Raw genomic sequence first — 16,739 nt, 5'->3', positions numbered from 1 at the left:
CGCCCCTTTTCGGAAAAGTCCGTACGCATGTCAACGCGCCGATCTGTCCAATTCCAATCGATTTAGAAGGCTCTGGCGCGCTTGCGGTCGCCCCTGCTCAGTTTTTTGGCAGAAACCGTGGCCAAACAACGGCATTGCGCAAGCGGTCTCTTCGTGGAATGACGATACCACCCTCCCCGAAAGCCAGCGAACAGACCTTTCCCGCCAATGACCCGATCCACAGTTTTCGCGCCTTTCGATATCGTCGAAGGCGATCGCAAGCGCGGCTTGGTGCTTCTCGCCGATCACGCCCGCCGCGACCTGCCGGAGGAGTATGGCCGTCTCGGCCTGCCGGCGGCGGAGTTCGACCGCCACATCGCCTACGACATCGGCGTCGAGACTGTAACCCGCGAACTCGCAAGTCTGCTCGCCGTTCCGGCGGTGCTTGCCAATTTTTCGCGACTGCTGATCGACCCCAATCGCGGCGAGGACGATCCAACGCTGATTCGCCAGCTCTATGACGGAACCGTCATCCCGGGAAATTACCCCATCGCGCCGGAGGAGCGCGAAAGGCGGCTGGACCGCTTTTACCGCCCCTATCATGATGCCGTCAGCGCCATGATCGCCTCTGTGGCGCGAGCATCCGCGCAGGCACCCTTCATCTTTTCGGTGCATTCCTTCACACCGACCATGCAGGGATTCGTGCGGCCGTGGCACGCCGGCATATTGTGGGACCTGGACGACCGCGTTGCGCGGCCGCTGATCGACATGCTCGCCGAGGACAAGAGCCTCATCGTCGGCGACAACGAACCCTATGACGGCGCACTGCGCGGCGATACCATGTTCAGGCACGCCATCGTCAACGGCTTTGCCCATGCGCTGCTCGAGGTCCGCCAGGACCTGATCGCCGACCGCAAGGGTGCCCTCGCCTGGGCCGAACGGCTGGCGCCGATCGTTGACGCGATAGATCGACGTGCCGATATACATGCGGTGAAAATATTCGGCTCTCGCACCGGGCCGGTATGATGAGGCCCAAGGGAGGCCAACATGACATGACCGAACTCAGCGACGAACAAAAGCGCGATTTCGAAGCCGCTGCCTTCCGCCGGCTGGTCGCGCATCTGCGCGAGCGTTCCGACGTACAGAACATCGACCTGATGAACCTCGCCGGCTTCTGCCGCAACTGCCTGTCCAACTGGTACCGCGATGCGGCGAAAGCCGAAGGTGTCGAACTCAGCAAGGACCGGTCGCGCGAGATCATCTACGGCATGCCCTATGCCGAGTGGCAGGCACGGAACCAGATCGAGGCCTCCGACGCCAAGAAGGCCGAGTTCGAGGCAAGACGCCCTAGGGATCACTAGGGGGACGCCGTGCCTAAGATTGACGTTGCCGACGTGCCCGGACGCAAGGGCTCATCCTATCCACCGCCGTTCGATGCACCCTGTGCCGAACGCGTGCGGCAGCGGCTAGGCAACGCAGGCGGGCTCACCGACTTCGGCATCAATCTCATGCGCCTGCCGCCGGGCAACTGGTCGAGCCAGCGCCACTGGCATTCGCACGAAGACGAATTCGTCTACGTGCTTGAAGGCGAGCTGACGCTCGTCGAAGATGCCGGCGAGACGGTGCTGCGCGCCGGTGATTGCGCGGCCTTTCCGAAAGGATCAGGCAACGGCCATCACATGATCAATAAATCGGGCGCGATGGCGATCTATCTCGAAGTCGGTTCGCGCTGGCCCGACGACGTCGCCACCTGCTCCGACATCGACATGATGAGCACCAACGCTGACGGCCGGTTTGTGCACAAGGATGGCGCGCCTTATCCCGAGCCGTAGGGATTTCGGAGTGGACCGCCGAGATGGTTGGCCGACGCGAGAGAACGTAGCGTCTGGTCCAAGCACTTTCGGCGAAGAGCGCTTGACTGTGAATTGAATCGATCTAATTTGCCGCGCAACGCCATTTCCGGACCGGATTCTACCCGATGGACGCGCAGAAAATCACGCAGATCGCGATTCGTGGACGCTGGGCAGTGGCCGGCATCTTCCTCGCCAACGGCTTCTTGACCGGCAGTTGGGCGCCGCAGATCCCGGTGTTCCTGACGCGACTCGACATTTCGAAGTTCACGCTCGGCTTGCTGATTCTGTTGTTCGGTGCCGGCGCCGTCACCGCCATGACCTGGTGCGGCCATCTGATCTCGAAGCATGGCTCGCGCACGGTGCTGCGCTGGTTCGGACTTGCCGGCAGCTTCGGCCTTTTGGTTGTGGCTCTGGCCCCCAACGTGCCCCTTGCGGCCGTCGCCATGTTCATCTTCGGCGGTTCGATCGGCGGAATGGACGTCGCCATGAATGCCAATGCAGTGGCAGTCGAACGGCGGCTGTCCCGTGCCATCATGTCGTCCTCGCACGGCTTCTGGAGCCTTGGCGGTTTCGCTGGCGGCGCTTTGGGCGGTTTCGCCATCCAGAACTACGGTCACCTCGCCCATGCGACAGTGGTGACGGCTCTTGCCTTTGCCGTAATCGCCGTAGCGGTCCGCTACCTGATCGCCGAGGACAAGCACCCGGTCGCCGAGCACCACAAATTCGCGCTGCCGGCAAACCCGCTGGTCTATCTGGTTGGGCTGATGGCGCTGCTGACTATGATCTCCGAAGGTGCGGTACTCGACTGGGCGGCGCTGTATCTCAGGCAGGAGCTCGGCGCCGATCTTGCCATCGCAGGCCTGGCCTATGCCGCCTTTTCCGGAGTCATGGCCATCATGCGCTTTCTCGGCGATGGCGTCCGCAATCGTTTCGGTGCCGTTACGACGTTGCGCGCCTCGGCCCTTGCCGCTGCTGCCGGCATGCTGGTGGCCGGGCTGGCTCCCTCGCCTTGGCTGGCCATTGCCGCCTTTGCCTTTTGCGGCCTCGGCATTGCCAACATGGTGCCGATCATCTTTTCGGCCGCCGGCAACCAGGAGGGCATGGCGTCCGGCACCGGCATGAGCGTCGTCACCACAATGGGTTACTCAGGCATTCTGGTGGCGCCGTCGGCGATCGGCTTCATCGCCGAGCACTCGAGCTTCGGCCCGATCTTCGTCGCTCTGTCCGGGCTGCTGGTCGTCGTGCTGTTGATGGCCGGCCTCGCTCACCGCGCCGAATTCGCTGCCGAGCCCGCACCGGCCGAATAGCGCTTGAACTCTTCGTAGAGGAAATCCGCGACGCGGCGGATGCGCACGCTGGTGCGCACGTCGCGATGCATGGCCAGCCACACCGGCAGCGTCGGCAGCGGGAGACCCGGCAGCACTGTCTCGACCAGCGGATCACGGTCGGCGAGCGGCTCCTGGCCAAAGCCGATGCCGTTTCCCGCCCGCACCGCTTCCCACAGCACGATCTGATTATCGGTCCTGAAGCGGAAGGCATTGCGGGCGAGCGGGACGCCGAACTGGGCGAAGCCGCGAATGATCTCATCGCTGCGGTCGAAGCCGACCAGATCATGGCCGGCAAGATCGCGGGCCTCGCGCGGACGGCCACGCCGGTCGAGGTAGGATTTTGCCGCGCAGGCGCGGAGCGGAATGTCGGTCACCTTGCGCGCGACCAGTTCATTCTGCGCCGGCTTGACCATGCGGATGGCGATATCGGCGTCGCGACGCAGCAGATTCTCGACCTGGTTCGAGGCGACGATCTCGACTTCGATGCCCGGCTCCTCGAACCCAAGCCTCGCTGTGATTTCCGGCAGCACATAGGCCGCCACCACTTCGCTGGCGGCAATGCGCACCGTACCCTCTATCGCCTCGACCGATCCCAGCGCCAGCAGCGAAAAGGCGCTCGCCTGCTCGCTCACCGCGCGGCCCCGTTCAAAGAGCGTGCTGCCCGCTTCCGTGAGCGCATAGCCACGCCGCCCGCGCCGGAACAGGGTGACGCCGAGCGCCTGTTCCAGCTCGGCGATGTGGCGGCCGAGCGTCGGCTGGCTTGCGGCAAGTTTTCGTGCGGCCGCCGACAGGCTGCCGGTCTCCGCCACGGTGACGAAACTCTTGATCAGGTTCCAGTCAATATCCATTCAAAATTGAATATCATATCGCCAATCGTAGTCAATTTTCATTCGTTTGCGAACAGACAATATTGGCGTCGTAACGCAACACGGAGACGAACAATGACCACGATCGCAATTCTCGGCGCCAATGGCCGCCTCGGCCGCACGGTCGCCAAGGCCTTCATCGATGCCGGCTACGACGTCCGCGCTGTCACCCGCAGCGGCAAGGTGCCGGCCGAGCTCAAAGGCGCTACGGCGATCGCCGGCGACGCGCTCGACCGTGCTGCGCTGATCCGCGCGACCGAAAGCGTCGATATCATTTTCAACGGCCTCAACCCGCTCTACACCGACTGGAGCAAATGCCTGCCGATGGCCGAGAATGTGATGGCTGCCTGCCGGGCGAACGGCGCGCTGCATCTCTTCCCGGGCACCGTCTACAATTACGGCTCGCAAATGCCGGCGGTGATCGCCGAAGACACGCCGTTTCGCCCGACGACGGAAAAGGGCCGTATCCGCGTCGCCATGGAGGACCTGTTTCGCCGCGAGGCTGATGCAGGTCGAGTGCGCACGATCCTGCTGCGCGCTGGTGATTTCTTCGGCGGCACCGGCAGCGGATCGTGGTTCGATCTGGTTGTTGCCGCCAAGATGACCAAGGGCGTCTATACCGCCCCAGGGCCGGTCGATCTCGTGCATGAATGGGCCTATTTACCCGACCTGGCCAAGACCTTCGTCGGGCTGGCTGACAATCTCGACAAGCTCGGCTTCTACGAGGCGCTGAACTTTCCTGGCCATGCGGTGACCGACCTGCAGCTCAAGGCGGCCGCGGAGAAGGCGCTCGGGCGCTCGCTGAAACTGACGTCGATGCCGTGGTGGGTGCTGCGCGCCGGCAGCCCGTTCGTGGCGATGTGGCGCGAGATCGTTTCGATGTCCTATCTCCGCTTCGAGCCGCACCGGCTGGTTTCAGGCAGGCTGGAAAGCGTTATCGGTACGATCCCGCACACGCCGCTGGAAAATGCAGTGTCGGAAGCGCTTGAGGATATCGGCATCGCCACGATCAAGACGACGCAAAAAGCTGCCCAACAAGGAACTTAAAAAAGGCGGATGGCCTGATGGTCATCCGCCGCTGTTCGGGAGGAAGGTTGCGCTCAGATCCGGCCCATCAACAGCAGCACCAGGACAACGATCAGGATGACGCCGACGATGCCGGATGGTCCGTAACCCCAGGACCGGGAATGCGGCCATGCCGGAACCGCGCCGATCAGAATAAGAATAAGGATAATGATGAGAATGGTGCTGATCGTCATCTGAAAATCCTCGCTTTGAGGTTGCAATGACGGAACAATGCAGAAGGCCGCCCATTGTTCCCGGGCGGCCTTTGCTTGATCAGGACGGCGATCCGGACTCTATTCGGCGGCCTTCGGGAAGGCGATCGCCGGTTCGGCACCCAGATCGGCGTCCAGGCCTTTCGACGGGATTTCGGCCTTTCGACGCCCCAACAGGCGACTGAACCAGCCACGACGCGCACCGGGTTTGACCTTGGCGCGAGTGAACACCATCAGCATCGACGGCGTCACCACCAGCGTCAGCACGGTGGCGAAGGACAGCCCGAAGACGATCGCCGAAGACAGCGAAATCCACCATTGCGTCGACGGCGCGTTGATCGTCGTCTCGTGATGGAAGATTTCGAGGCCGAGGCCGAAAGCAATCGGCAGCACGCCGAGGATCGCCGACACCGCCGTCAGCACCACCGGACGGGCACGTTCGCGGCAGGTCTGTAGAACGGCTTCGTATTTGTCCCAGCCCTCTTCGCGCAACCGGTCATAGGTGTCGATCAGCACGATGTTGTTGTTCACCACCACACCGGCCAGCGCGATGACACCGATGCCCGACATGACGATGCCGAATGCCTCTCCCGTCAGCAGCAGCCCGAGGAACACGCCGATCGTCGCCATGACCACGCAGGACAGCACCAGCCAGACGCTGGTGAACTTGTTGAACTGCGCCAGAAGCACGATGAAGATCAGGAAGATCGCCGCACCGAAGGCTTTGCTGAGGAAGGCGCCGGCCTCCGCGCTGTCCTCATTCGAGCCGGCAAGCTTCCAGCGAATGCCGCTGCCGAGGTTCATGTCGGCGACAGCTTTGGTGACCTCCTGCTGGACGGCTGCCACCTGGGCGCCGGCAGCGACGTTGGCCTGGACGACGACCGTTCGCGCGCCGTCGATGCGGTTGAGGATACCGACCGTCGGCTCCGGCTTGCGCACGACGAAGTTCGAGATCGGCACCGAGCCTTGCGCGGTCTGCACCCGCAGTTCGTCGAGCGTCGACAGCGTGCGCCGATCCTCGGGCAGGCGCAGCCTGATGTCGACTGCATCGTCGGCGCCAGCGGGCCGGTATTCGCTGAGCTTCAGCCCGTTGGTCACCAGTTGCACGACCGTCCCGACCGCGGTTGGGCTGATGCCGTACTGGGCCGCCTTGGCGCGATCGACCTCGAGCGCCCAGTCGACGCCGGGCGGCGCCAGGCCGTCGGAAATATCGATGACGCCGGGCACCTTGGCTATGCGCGCGGCGACGGCGCGGGCCTTGTCGTCAAGGCCCTTCGGATCGACGGCCGAAAGCCTGATCTGGATCGGCTTGCCGGTAGGCGGGCCGGCTTCCGGCACGCGAACCTCGACGTCGACACCGGGAATGCCGGCCATCACGCCGCGCAGTTCGTCCAGGATTGAGTTCGCCGATTTACGCTCGCGCCAGTCGACGAATTCGTACTGGATCACGCCAACCACGTCTTCCGGAACATCCTGGCCGCCGCCCTGCGTCTTGCCGACACGGGTATAGACAGACTTCACGCCCGGCCAACCGAGCAGCCGATTTTCCGCGGTCTTGGTGGCCGCGTCCATTTCGGCAAGCGAAAGATTGCCGCGGGCGTGGACATAGAGCAGGCCGTAGTCAGGCTCGACATTCGGGAAGAATTCGACGCCGGCGCCGAATTTCGAATAGGCGTAGCCGACGCCGAACAACAGCGCCACAGTGAGGACAAGCACGGTGATGGGATAATGCACCGCCTGCTTGACCACGGCCATGTACCAGCCGTCGCGATTGTCGTCGGGGTGATGGGCCGGCGCCTTGGCAAATATCGCGCCCAGCGTCGGCGCGAAGACCAGCGCATAGAGCATCGAGGCCGAGAGCGTCACGATCAGCGTGATCGGCATGTATTTCATGAAGTCGCCGATAATGCCCGGCCAGAACAACAGCGGCGAGAAGGCGGCAATGCGCGTCATCGTCGCCGCGATGACCGGGCCGGCCATGCGCTTGGCGGCAAGCGCGAACGCTTGCTCCTTCGGCATGCCCTCGCTCATGCGGCGCTCGGCGAATTCGGTGACGATGATGGCGTCGTCGACCAGCATGCCGACCGCCAGGATGAGGCTGAACAGCACGATCATGTTGATCGTGTAGCCCATCATTGCCAGCAACAGGATGCCGATCAGGAAGGATGAGGGGATGGCCAATCCGATCAGCAGCGAGGCACGGCCAGACAGCGCGTAGAGAATGACGATGAACACCAGGATCACGGCGATCATCACGTGGTTCTGCAGGTCGCCGAGCAACTGGTTCACGAAGACGGACTTGTCTTGCGTGTAGGTGACGTGCATGCCCTCCGGCATCGTCTTGATGAAGGCGTCGGACACCTCCCTGACCTTGGCAAGGGTATCGATCAGGTTGGAGCCGATGCGCTTCTTCACCTCGATGGCGATCGCCGGCTTGCCGTCGAGGCGAGTGACCGTCTCGGCGTCCTTGAAGGTCGAGCGGATGGTTGCGATATCCTTGGCCTGCACCACCGCATTGGGGCCGGCGACGACCGGCAGCGCCGCCACATCCTCTGGCGTCTCGATAAGCGAGGGCACCTTGACCGCGTATTTGCCCTCGGATCCTTCGATGTTGCCGGCGGCGACAAGACTGTTGGAAGCGCCGACCGCACCGATCAACTGGTCGAGCTGCAGCCCGTAGGAAGACAGCTTCATCGGATCGATGACCACTTCGACGAGGTCGTCGCGCGCACCCTGCAGCGAGCCCTCGAGCACGCCAGGCACTTCCTCGATGCGGTCGCGCAGCTCGCGCGCCGCCGCCGTCAGCACACGCTCGGGCACCTCGCCCGACAGCGTCACGACCAGGACGGGAAACTCGGAGATGTTGACCTCGGTAATAACCGGCTCCTCTGCCGCTTGGGGCAGGTCAGCCTTCGCGTCCTGAACCTTCGAGCGTGTATCAGTCACCGCGGTGTCGACTTTTATCGACGGCAGAAACTCAAGAAAGACAAACGCGCCGCCCTGATAGGCGGATGATTTCATCTCCTTTAGCCCCTTCAGACTCTTGAGCTTTGTCTCCAGAGGCCTAAGCAGAAGCCTTTCAGCGTCTTCGGGCGCAATGCCTTGATAGGCGACATTTATGTAAACATAAGGGGTAGGAACGTCGGGTTCCGCTTCCTTCGGCGTCGACTGGTAGGCGACCGCACCGGCCAGGATGAGAAAGACCAGGACCGAAATGGTCAGCCGGGCATTGCTGATTGCAAGTTTGACGATGTCCATGATTACTGCGTCCCGGCCGTCGCTTCGCCCAACAGCTTTTGAATGGTCGCCTGGTCGGCTTCGACCGGCTTGATCACTTCGCCTTCCTTCACCAGCTCCTGGCCGGCGACGATGATGCGGGCGTCGGCCGGAATGCCGCCGAGCACCAGGCCGGTCGGCGTGTCGTCGACCAGGTCGATCGGGAAGAACACGACCTTGTCGTCCTTGTCGACGGCGCGGATGCCGAGGTCGCCCTTGTCGCCGAGCGTCACCACCGATCGCGGCAGCATCACGGCGTCGGTCGGCTGGGCGCTGAGCGCGATTTCTGCCGTCATGCCGGCCGGTACGGAACCATCGGCATTGGGGATAGCGACTTCGACGCGGAACGTACGGGTTGCCGAAGATGCATCCCGGCTGATGTAGCGCACCGTACCCTTGACGGTCTGGCCACTGACCAGGCGCACATTGGCTTCGTCACCGATCTTCAGATAGCCAAGATCGCGTTCGCTGACTTCGCCGCGGGCGATCACCGGATCGAGCTTGAGAATGGTCGCCACCTCGCCGCCCTGCATGACGGAACTGCCAAGCTCCACCGGCACCCGGTCGATGACGCCGTCGAAGGGCGCCTTCACCTCGTTGCGGTCGAGCTCGGCTTGCGCTGCGTCCAGTTGCGACTTGGCCAGCGTCAGGTTGGAACGGGCCGTATCGAGCTGCAGCTTGGGCAGATTGCCGGTTTTCATCAGCCGCAGGGCAGCTGCCAGCTCGGCCTCACGTTGCACGACAAGCTGCTTGGCATTGTCGACCGCCGAGATCTTTTCCTCGGCGGCAAGCATCAGGATGAGGTCGCCGGTCTTGACGTGCTGGCCCTGCTTGACCGGCAGTTTGTCGATGACGCCGGCGACGCGTGTTGCCAGGACGGCGCGCTTATCGGCTTCGGTCAGTCCGGAAATGCGGATAGCGCGTGCATAGGTGCGCCGCGGCGGGGTTATGACCGCGACCGTGCGCAACGGCGCCTTGGGCTGTTCCGCCTCGGCAGTCCCCGGCTTGGCAGCCCCCTGTTTGCCAGTTTGGGGCTTGCCTGCATCGGCTGCCTTGGGCTGCTCGACCTCTCCTGCCTTGGGCTTGTTGTCGGCGGACGCGCTGCCGACGGACGAGAACTCGCCTGTCGCCATCCAGCCGGCGAACCCGATGAGCACAACAATGGCTGCAAGCTTGTGAAACCTGAATTTCGGCATCGTCATTTTTTCCAGTGCGCGGGGTTCGGCCAGGCCGCATCTTCTACTTGGGGCGCGTCGCCGATATGGGTGCGCGCGAGGCCGTATTCAAATTGCCGTGATCGGCGAAGCGCGCTTCTACCTCAAAGTTGCATCGCAATATAGTCAGAAAAGTTGATGGGTTGTTGCTTTGTCCGCAAAGATGCGGCTGCAGCATCGGCTGTTGATCGCCAAAACAGCAGTATGGCAGCAAGTGTCAGGATGATTGGACAGATTGCGAATGCCATCTGCTTGCGAAGCAGCTAGGCCGGACGGCGGGCAGCCTCGGGCTGCTTGCGCGCCGCAAGAAATTCCTTGACCCGCCGGCCCGGCGCCGGCCCGCGCACCGGCTTCAGGCCGTCGTCGAGTTCGCCGGACAGATCGATCGTCGGCCGCTTGCCGACGGCGTCGTAATTTTCTTCCAGCCAGTCACTGGCTGCGGTGCGGCCGAGGTCGCGCAGATAGGCAAGGAACGCCCATTCGGCATTGACCTTGGACGATGCCGACAGATCCTTGAACGCTTCGTCGGCATCGATGCGGTGCATGCGGATGTCGCGATATTCGCCGTGCGGCAATCGGCCGGCGGCGATCAGTTCCTTGACGAAGGCGATCGAGCGGAATTCGCGCAACAGCCCGGCATTGAAGGTGATCTCGTCGATGCGGTTCTGGATCTCATTGGCGCTCTTCGGCGTCCCCTCGCGGACCACCGGATTGATCTGCACCAAAAGCACGTCCTCGGTGGCCGCCGTCTTGAAGAACGGGAACAGTGCCGGGTTGCCGCCAAAACCGCCATCCCAATAGGGCACGCCCTTGATCTCGACGGCACGGAACAATTGCGGCAAGCAGGCCGACGCCATCACCGTGTCGAGGTCGATCTCGCCGTCCGAGAAGACCCGCAACTGGCCGGTCTCGACATTGGTAGCGGAAATGAACAGTTCCATCGACTTGCAGGCGCGCACATTGTCGAAATCGATCTCACGTTCGACCACGTCGCGCAGCGGATTGATGGCGAGCGGATTGGCGACATAGGGCGAAAATACCCGAGACATCGTATCGAACAGGAAATAGCCGGGCGTGTTCTCGATCGACCAATTGCCCCAGGCGACGTCCCAAGGCATGCGCTGTACCGGGCTGAAGCGGCCCTTTGCCGCCACCGCACGCCAGAAATCGTCGAGCTTCCGCCGCGCGCCCTCGACACCGCCGCGGACAAAGCCGTCGGCCAGCGCCACGGCATTCATGGCGCCGGCGCTGGTGCCCGAAACCGCCGTTATGTCGAGGCGCCCGTCCTCGAGCAGCCGATCGAGCACGCCCCAGGAAAACGCCCCGTGCGAACCGCCGCCTTGCAGCGCGACATTGATCTTCTTTGGCTCTTCCGCCTTGCCATTTTTCGGCATGGCGTGGCCCTTGACCGCTGGAAGCCTCACTGAGCGGTCCAGCCGCCATCGACAGAGATGTGCGCGCCGTTGATCTGCGCCGCCGCATCCGAGCATAGGAACACCGCGGCCGCCGCAACCTGCTCGACGGTGACGAACTCCTTGGTAGGCTGCTTTTCGAGCATGACCTCACGAACCACCGTCTCGCGGTCCATCTTGTTGGCCTTCATCTGGTCGGGGATCTGCGCCTCGACCAGCGGCGTCAACACATAGCCCGGACAAATGGCATTGCAGGTGATCTTGTCGCGCGCCAGCTCCAGGGCGACAGTCTTGGTCAAGCCCAGAATGCCATGCTTGGCCGAGACATAGGCCGACTTGAACGGCGAGGCGACAAGGCCGTGGGCCGAGGCGACGTTGACGATCCGGCCGCCACCGGCCTGTTTCATCAACGGGATGGCGGCTGCGATGGTGTGGAAGGCCGATGACAGGTTAATGGCGATGATCGCATCCCACTTTTCGATCGGGAAGCTTTCCACCGGCGCGACATGCTGGATGCCGGCATTGTTGATCAGGATGTCGACCGAGCCGAATGCCTCGGCTGCCTTCGCCACCAAAGCCCGGCACTCGGCCGGCTTCGACATGTCGGCTTTGACATAGGCGGTCTTCACCTTGTGGTGCTTCGCGATCGCGTCTGCGATGACGCGGTCGTCGGCGGTGTCGGAAAAGGAATTGACGACGACGTTGCAGCCTTCGGCCGCGAGCGCGTGGGCAATGGCCAGGCCGATGCCCGAGGTGGAACCGGTGATGATGGCGGTTTTTCTGGCGGTCAAGGCGGCTTTATTCCTTTCGAGGCGGGCTCCCGTGGAACCATGCTGCACTGCAGCATATAGGCTCTCTGTCACCCAAGAACAGCGGATGTGTGGAGCAATGACATGAAATTTTTGTCATGTAGACCTCTCTCGTCCCCTAAGAGAGGTCGTTGCCTCGTTTCGCAAAGCATGCGCTGAAAGCTCGTCAGGCGACGAGGTCCGGCACCGTCCCGATATAGCGCGACTGCGGCCGGATCAGCCGTCCGCTCGTTTGCTGCTCGCGCGCATGGGCAATCCAGCCGGCGACGCGCCCGGCAGCAAAGACATTGGTGAACGCCTCTTTCGGAAAGCCCGCCGCTTCCAGCAGGAGCGCTGTGAAGAACTCGACATTGGTCTGGAGCGAGCGCGACGGCTTGGCGATGCGGAGCACTTCGAGCGCCGCTTGCTCCACGCTTTCGGCAAACGCCAGCCGGTGGCCGGCTTCGCCCTTGGCGCCGAGCTGCCGCACCACCGCTTTCAGCACGTCGGCACGCGGATCGCGCACGCGATAGATGCGATGCCCGAAGCCCATGATGCGGCGGCCACGCGCGATCTCGCCACGCAGCCAGCCGGCGGCGTCGCCATGCGCCTCGATCGCATCCAGCATCTCGATCACCGGACCTGGCGCGCCGCCATGCAGCGGCCCCTTAAGCGCTCCGAGCCCGGCCAGCACCGCCGAAGTAAGTCCGGCCTGCGTCGAAGCGACCACGCGCGCGGCGAAGGTCGATGCGTTGAGGCCGTGGTCGCAAACCGTCACGAGATAGGCATCGAGCGCCTTCGCCAATTTAGGAGAGGCCACAATGCCGGTCAGCATCCGCAGCATGTCGGCTGCATGATCGGCCTTGCTATCGGGCGCAATCGGGCTTTCGCCGCGCTGCAAGCGCAGCAAGGCCGGCGTCAGCACGGCGGGTGCCGCAACCAGCCGCAGCGCGTCCGACAATTTGTCACCATCCGGCAGCAGGGCAATACCGGCGCGCATCGCGCTGTAGATATCGACGGATGCGAGAAACGGCAGCAAGGGTTTGATCTGCTCGAACACTTCGCTGCGCGCCCGACCGATCGCGTTCGCCAGCTCCCTGCCGTCGGGAAGATCGTCGAAAAAGCCGTCGAACAGCAGATGAACCACCTCGGCGTATTTCCAGCGGCCTGCCAGTTCGGGCAACGAATGGCCCCGGATGGTCAGGCGGCCACCAAGACCGTCGACATCGGAGAGCACCGTTTCCGCCGCCACCACATCATCGAGCCCATTCGCCATTGGTTTTCTCCTTGACCCTTTCCGGGTGGAAGATAAGGGTTGGTGACTGGACCATCAATCTTGATCAACTGAATCAATATGCCAAGGCTGACATGACGGAGTGGCTGACGCGGGACGAAGCCCTGGAGCGTCTCAAGGTGCGCGCCCAGACCCTCTATGCCTATGTCAGCCGCGGACGCATCGGCGTGCGGCCGGACCGGGCGGATCCACGCCGCAGTCAGTATCGCGCCGACGACATCGCGGCGCTGGCGAGCCGCCGGGCTCGTGGCCGAAATCCCCAGGCAATCGCCGAAAGTGCAATTGCCTGGGGTGAGCCGGCGATCGCCACCACGATCTCGACCGTTTTGCATGGCCGCCTTGTCTATCGCGGCCAGGATGCGGTTGCTCTCTGCGAGGCTGCCACGCTGGAGCAGACGGCAAACCTGCTTTGGGCATCTGACGCACCGGTGTCGTTCGTCTCGGCGAGCCGCCATGGCAACGGCGCAACTGGCCGGCCGGCTGCCTTCGCGGAATTGGCCGCGTTGGCGGCCGACGGCCGGCCTTCGCTCGGCCGCAGGGCGGCTTCGCTCAACCACGATGCGGCCGGCGCCATCGCCGCTTTGGCCCAGGTGCTCGGCGCGATTCCCGGAACTGGTCCCGTGCACGAAAGGCTGGCGCGGGGATGGTCGCTCGATGCGGCCGGCGCAGCCTTGATCCGCCGCTCGCTGGTGCTGTTGGCCGATCACGAATTGAACGCATCGACCTTCGCCGCACGGGTCGCCGCGTCCACCGGCGCACCTGTTTCGGCCTGCCTGCTTGCCGGCCTCGCCACGCTCTCCGGGCCGCGTCATGGCGGCGCCGCGGAGGCGGTCATGATGCTGGCGGAAGATGCGCAGAGATTGGGGCCGGATGCGGCTGTCGGACGCTGGCTCGGTCACGACAGGCCGCTGCCCGGATTTGGCCATCCGCTTTATCCCGACGGCGATCCGCGTGCGGAACCGTTGCTGGCCGCGATAGATGTCGATGATGGGCTGTTACGGCTTTGCGATGCGGCCTTTGCGGCAACGGGCATGCGCCCGAACGTCGATTTCGCTTTGGCCGCGCTGACGCGCGGTCTCCGTTTGCCGTCCGATGCGCCGTTCCGCCTGTTCGCGCTCGGCCGCAGCGTCGGCTGGGCCGCGCATGCCGTGGAGCAGGTGACGAGCAGCGGCCTGATCCGGCCACGCGCCCGCTACCAGGGACCGCTGCCGGAGCAGCTCTAGCCGCGCTGCTTGCGAAGTCTCAGCGGCACCTGAAGGAAGGTTCGACCCTGCACTTCGCCAGCCGGCAGTCAGGACATCGTGTCGAGCTTGCGCTGCATCGCGGCGATCTGCTCCTTCAGCTCCTGGAGGTCGTCGGGTTTTTCCGGCGTTTCCTTCCTGGCCGGTTCGGCCGGCGCCGCTGCCGGCGCCGAGCCCGCGGGCGGGAACGGCGTGAACAGCCGCATGGCGTTCTGGAACATTTCCATGTTACGCCGCGTCTGCTCCTCCAGCACCTTGATCGGCGTAGCGATCTTCATCATGTCCATCGGCGACTTGCCGAGGGCATCTTTCATCTGCTCGCGAAAGCGCTCCTGCTCCTTCGAGAAGGCCAGCATCGACTGCTCGAGAAAGCTCGGCACGATCATCTGCATCTGGTCGCCATAATAGGCGATGAGCTGACGCAGGAACGGGATCGGCAGCATGTTCTGCCCGTCCTTGTTCTCCAGCTCGAAGATGATCTGGGTCAGTACCGGATGCGTGATGTCGTCACCGGTCTTGGCGTCCTGGACAGTAAAGTCCTCGCCTCTTTTGACCATTTCAGCGAGATCCTCGAGCGTCACATAGGTGCTGGTGCCCGTATTGTAGAGACGGCGATTGGCATATTTCTTGATAACAATAGGTTCGTCTTTTGCGGCCATCTGCATCCTCCCCGGACACCGGGCAGCTTAAGTAAGCCGCCGGTAACGATTGCGCCTTTTTAAAGGATATGCGCAAAAGCGCCATGAATCCAAGCAGTTTGTGCAGTGCGGGAACATTTTATGCTGCGCAGCACGGACGGGCCGCCGTCGCAGCGACGGGCGGCATGCTTGCGGGAGTGGGACGCCATGCCCATTTCGGGTTTGACTCGGGTTGTGGAAAGGGCAAGAAAAGTCCCCGACGGCACCCGAGATCGTTCCCCGAAAGCCTGGAGAAGAACATGTCCGCTTCCAACGCCATCGTTGTCGCCAGTGCAGCGCGCACGCCCGTCGGCTCCTTCAACGGCGCCTTCGCCAACACCCCAGCCCATGAATTGGGTGCCGTCGCCGTCAGGGAAGCGCTGGTCCGTGCCGGCGTCGACGGCAAGGAGGTGGACGAGGTCATTCTCGGCCAGATTCTGACCGCGGCTCAAGGGCAGAACCCGGCGCGGCAGGCGGCAATGGCTGCCGGCGTACCGCAGGAGGCGACCTCCTGGGGCCTGAACCAGCTCTGCGGCTCGGGCTTGCGCGCCATCGCGCTCGGCATGCAGCAGATCGCCCAGGGCGACGCGAGGATCATCGTTGCCGGCGGCCAGGAATCGATGTCGATGGCTCCGCATGCACAGCATCTGCGCGGTGGCGTCAAGATGGGCGATTTCAAGCTGATCGACACCATGATCAAGGACGGCCTGACCGATGCCTTCTATGGCTATCATATGGGCAACACCGCTGAGAACGTCGCCCGCCAGTTCCAGATCACCCGCGACGACCAGGACCAGTTCGCACTGGCTTCCCAGAACAAGGCCGAGGCCGCGCAGAAAGCCGGGAAATTCAAGGACGAGATCGTTGCCTTTACAGTCAAGGGCAGGAAGGGCGACACCGTCGTCGACCAGGATGAATACATCCGCCACGGCGCGACAATCGATGCCATGACCAAGCTCAAGCCCGCCTTCGACAAGGAAGGCACGGTGACTGCTGCCAATGCTTCCGGCATCAACGACGGCGCCGCCGCCGTGGTGCTGATGACCGAAGCGGAAGCCGCAAGGCGCGGCATCACACCGCTGGTGCGCATCGTTTCCTGGGCGACCGCCGGTGTCGACCCGCAGATCATGGGGACGGGACCGATCCCCTCCTCGCGCAAGGCGCTGGCCAAGGCCGGCTGGTCGGTTGGCGACCTCGATCTGGTCGAAGCCAACGAGGCCTTTGCCGCGCAGGCCTGCGCCGTCAACAAGGACATGGGCTGGGATCCGGCCATCGTCAACGTCAATGGCGGCGCCATCGCCATCGGCCATCCGGTCGGCGCCTCGGGCGCCCGCATCTTCAACACGCTGGTCTACGAGATGCGCCGCAGAAGTGCCAAGAAAGGCCTTGCCACGCTGTGCATCGGCGGCGGCATGGGTGTTGCCATGTGCGTGGAAGCATTGTGATGAGATAAGCGATACGAATAGGATGCTGGCGCAAAGCGAGTAGGGAATAGAGGGCAAACCCCCACCGCTTCAACGCTCAGTCATCTGCA

General features: G+C 63.3%; 15 protein-coding genes. 7 read left to right on the top strand and 8 right to left on the bottom strand.

Annotated features, from left to right (window positions below; all coding sequences use genetic code 11):
* Positions 1 to 207 precede the first annotated feature (207 nt).
* The 4 genes from NKI24_RS13960 (at position 208) to NKI24_RS13945 (ending at position 3,139) form a co-directional block, all read left to right on the top strand.
* Positions 208 to 1,005: an N-formylglutamate amidohydrolase gene (locus tag NKI24_RS13960; protein WP_352745990.1), complete on the top strand. Its 798-nt coding sequence runs from the start codon at positions 208 to 210 to the stop codon at positions 1,003 to 1,005.
* 26 nt (positions 1,006 to 1,031) lie between these two features.
* The gene (locus NKI24_RS13955; protein WP_352452497.1) at positions 1,032 to 1,340 is read left to right on the top strand and encodes a DUF1244 domain-containing protein; all 309 of its coding nucleotides are present in this window, start codon (positions 1,032 to 1,034) and stop codon (positions 1,338 to 1,340) included.
* A 9-nt stretch (positions 1,341 to 1,349) separates the two neighbouring features.
* Positions 1,350 to 1,811 (top strand): cupin domain-containing protein, encoded by a 462-nt coding sequence (locus tag NKI24_RS13950; protein WP_352452498.1) that lies wholly within the window; start codon positions 1,350 to 1,352, stop codon positions 1,809 to 1,811.
* A 146-nt stretch (positions 1,812 to 1,957) separates the two neighbouring features.
* Positions 1,958 to 3,139, top strand: coding sequence for an MFS transporter (locus NKI24_RS13945; protein ID WP_352745985.1), 1,182 nt, complete (start codon positions 1,958 to 1,960; stop codon positions 3,137 to 3,139).
* Here the strand turns inward: NKI24_RS13945 and NKI24_RS13940 are convergent.
* A complete protein-coding gene (locus tag NKI24_RS13940) occupies positions 3,097 to 4,008 on the bottom strand; it encodes a LysR family transcriptional regulator (RefSeq protein ID WP_352745982.1) in 912 nt (303 codons plus the stop codon). The genes NKI24_RS13945 and NKI24_RS13940 overlap by 43 nt on opposite strands.
* Before the next feature lie 93 nt (positions 4,009 to 4,101).
* Between NKI24_RS13940 and NKI24_RS13935 the strand changes: the two genes are divergently transcribed.
* Complete coding sequence (locus tag NKI24_RS13935) at positions 4,102 to 5,073, top strand: SDR family oxidoreductase (RefSeq protein WP_352745979.1); 972 nt, start codon at positions 4,102 to 4,104, stop codon at positions 5,071 to 5,073.
* 53 nt (positions 5,074 to 5,126) lie between these two features.
* Here the strand turns inward: NKI24_RS13935 and NKI24_RS13930 are convergent, their stop codons facing one another.
* From NKI24_RS13930 to NKI24_RS13905, 6 genes are all read right to left on the bottom strand, one after another.
* Positions 5,127 to 5,285, bottom strand: coding sequence for a DUF3309 family protein (locus tag NKI24_RS13930; RefSeq protein ID WP_023678456.1), 159 nt, complete (start codon positions 5,283 to 5,285; stop codon positions 5,127 to 5,129).
* 99 nt (positions 5,286 to 5,384) lie between these two features.
* Positions 5,385 to 8,561: an efflux RND transporter permease subunit gene (locus tag NKI24_RS13925; RefSeq protein WP_352745976.1), complete on the bottom strand. Its 3,177-nt coding sequence runs from the start codon at positions 8,559 to 8,561 to the stop codon at positions 5,385 to 5,387.
* A gap of 2 nt (positions 8,562 to 8,563) precedes the next feature.
* Positions 8,564 to 9,775: an efflux RND transporter periplasmic adaptor subunit gene (locus tag NKI24_RS13920; protein ID WP_352745972.1), complete on the bottom strand. Its 1,212-nt coding sequence runs from the start codon at positions 9,773 to 9,775 to the stop codon at positions 8,564 to 8,566.
* A 281-nt stretch (positions 9,776 to 10,056) separates the two neighbouring features.
* Positions 10,057 to 11,187 carry a patatin-like phospholipase family protein gene (locus NKI24_RS13915; protein WP_352540341.1) on the bottom strand — a complete coding sequence of 377 codons (1,131 nt, stop codon included), beginning with the start codon at positions 11,185 to 11,187 and terminating at the stop codon, positions 10,057 to 10,059.
* 26 nt (positions 11,188 to 11,213) lie between these two features.
* Positions 11,214 to 11,996 carry a 3-hydroxybutyrate dehydrogenase gene (locus NKI24_RS13910; RefSeq protein ID WP_352745970.1) on the bottom strand — a complete coding sequence of 261 codons (783 nt, stop codon included), beginning with the start codon at positions 11,994 to 11,996 and terminating at the stop codon, positions 11,214 to 11,216.
* A gap of 184 nt (positions 11,997 to 12,180) precedes the next feature.
* Positions 12,181 to 13,269, bottom strand: coding sequence for a citrate synthase/methylcitrate synthase (locus NKI24_RS13905; RefSeq protein ID WP_352471179.1), 1,089 nt, complete (start codon positions 13,267 to 13,269; stop codon positions 12,181 to 12,183).
* Positions 13,270 to 13,361: 92 nt separating this feature from the next.
* Here NKI24_RS13905 and NKI24_RS13900 point away from each other — a divergent pair, with 92 nt between their 5' ends.
* Positions 13,362 to 14,510, top strand: a complete 1,149-nt coding sequence (locus NKI24_RS13900; protein WP_352745966.1) for a citrate/2-methylcitrate synthase — start codon at positions 13,362 to 13,364, stop codon at positions 14,508 to 14,510.
* A gap of 68 nt (positions 14,511 to 14,578) precedes the next feature.
* Here NKI24_RS13900 and phaR read toward each other — a convergent pair whose 3' ends face one another.
* Entirely contained in the window at positions 14,579 to 15,187 is a 609-nt protein-coding gene (phaR, locus tag NKI24_RS13895) for a polyhydroxyalkanoate synthesis repressor PhaR (protein WP_023678449.1), read from the bottom strand.
* 278 nt (positions 15,188 to 15,465) lie between these two features.
* On the opposite strand from phaR, the gene NKI24_RS13890 reads away from it, so the two are divergent.
* Positions 15,466 to 16,650, top strand: a complete 1,185-nt coding sequence (locus NKI24_RS13890) for an acetyl-CoA C-acetyltransferase (RefSeq protein WP_352471180.1) — start codon at positions 15,466 to 15,468, stop codon at positions 16,648 to 16,650.
* Positions 16,651 to 16,739 lie beyond the last annotated feature (89 nt).

It is taken from the genome of Mesorhizobium sp. M0701 (genome assembly GCF_040320365.1).
Lineage (GTDB): Bacteria > Pseudomonadota > Alphaproteobacteria > Rhizobiales > Rhizobiaceae > Mesorhizobium.
The sequence above is the reverse complement of the archived record's forward strand: the minus strand, read 5'-3'. Positions and strand labels throughout refer to the sequence as shown.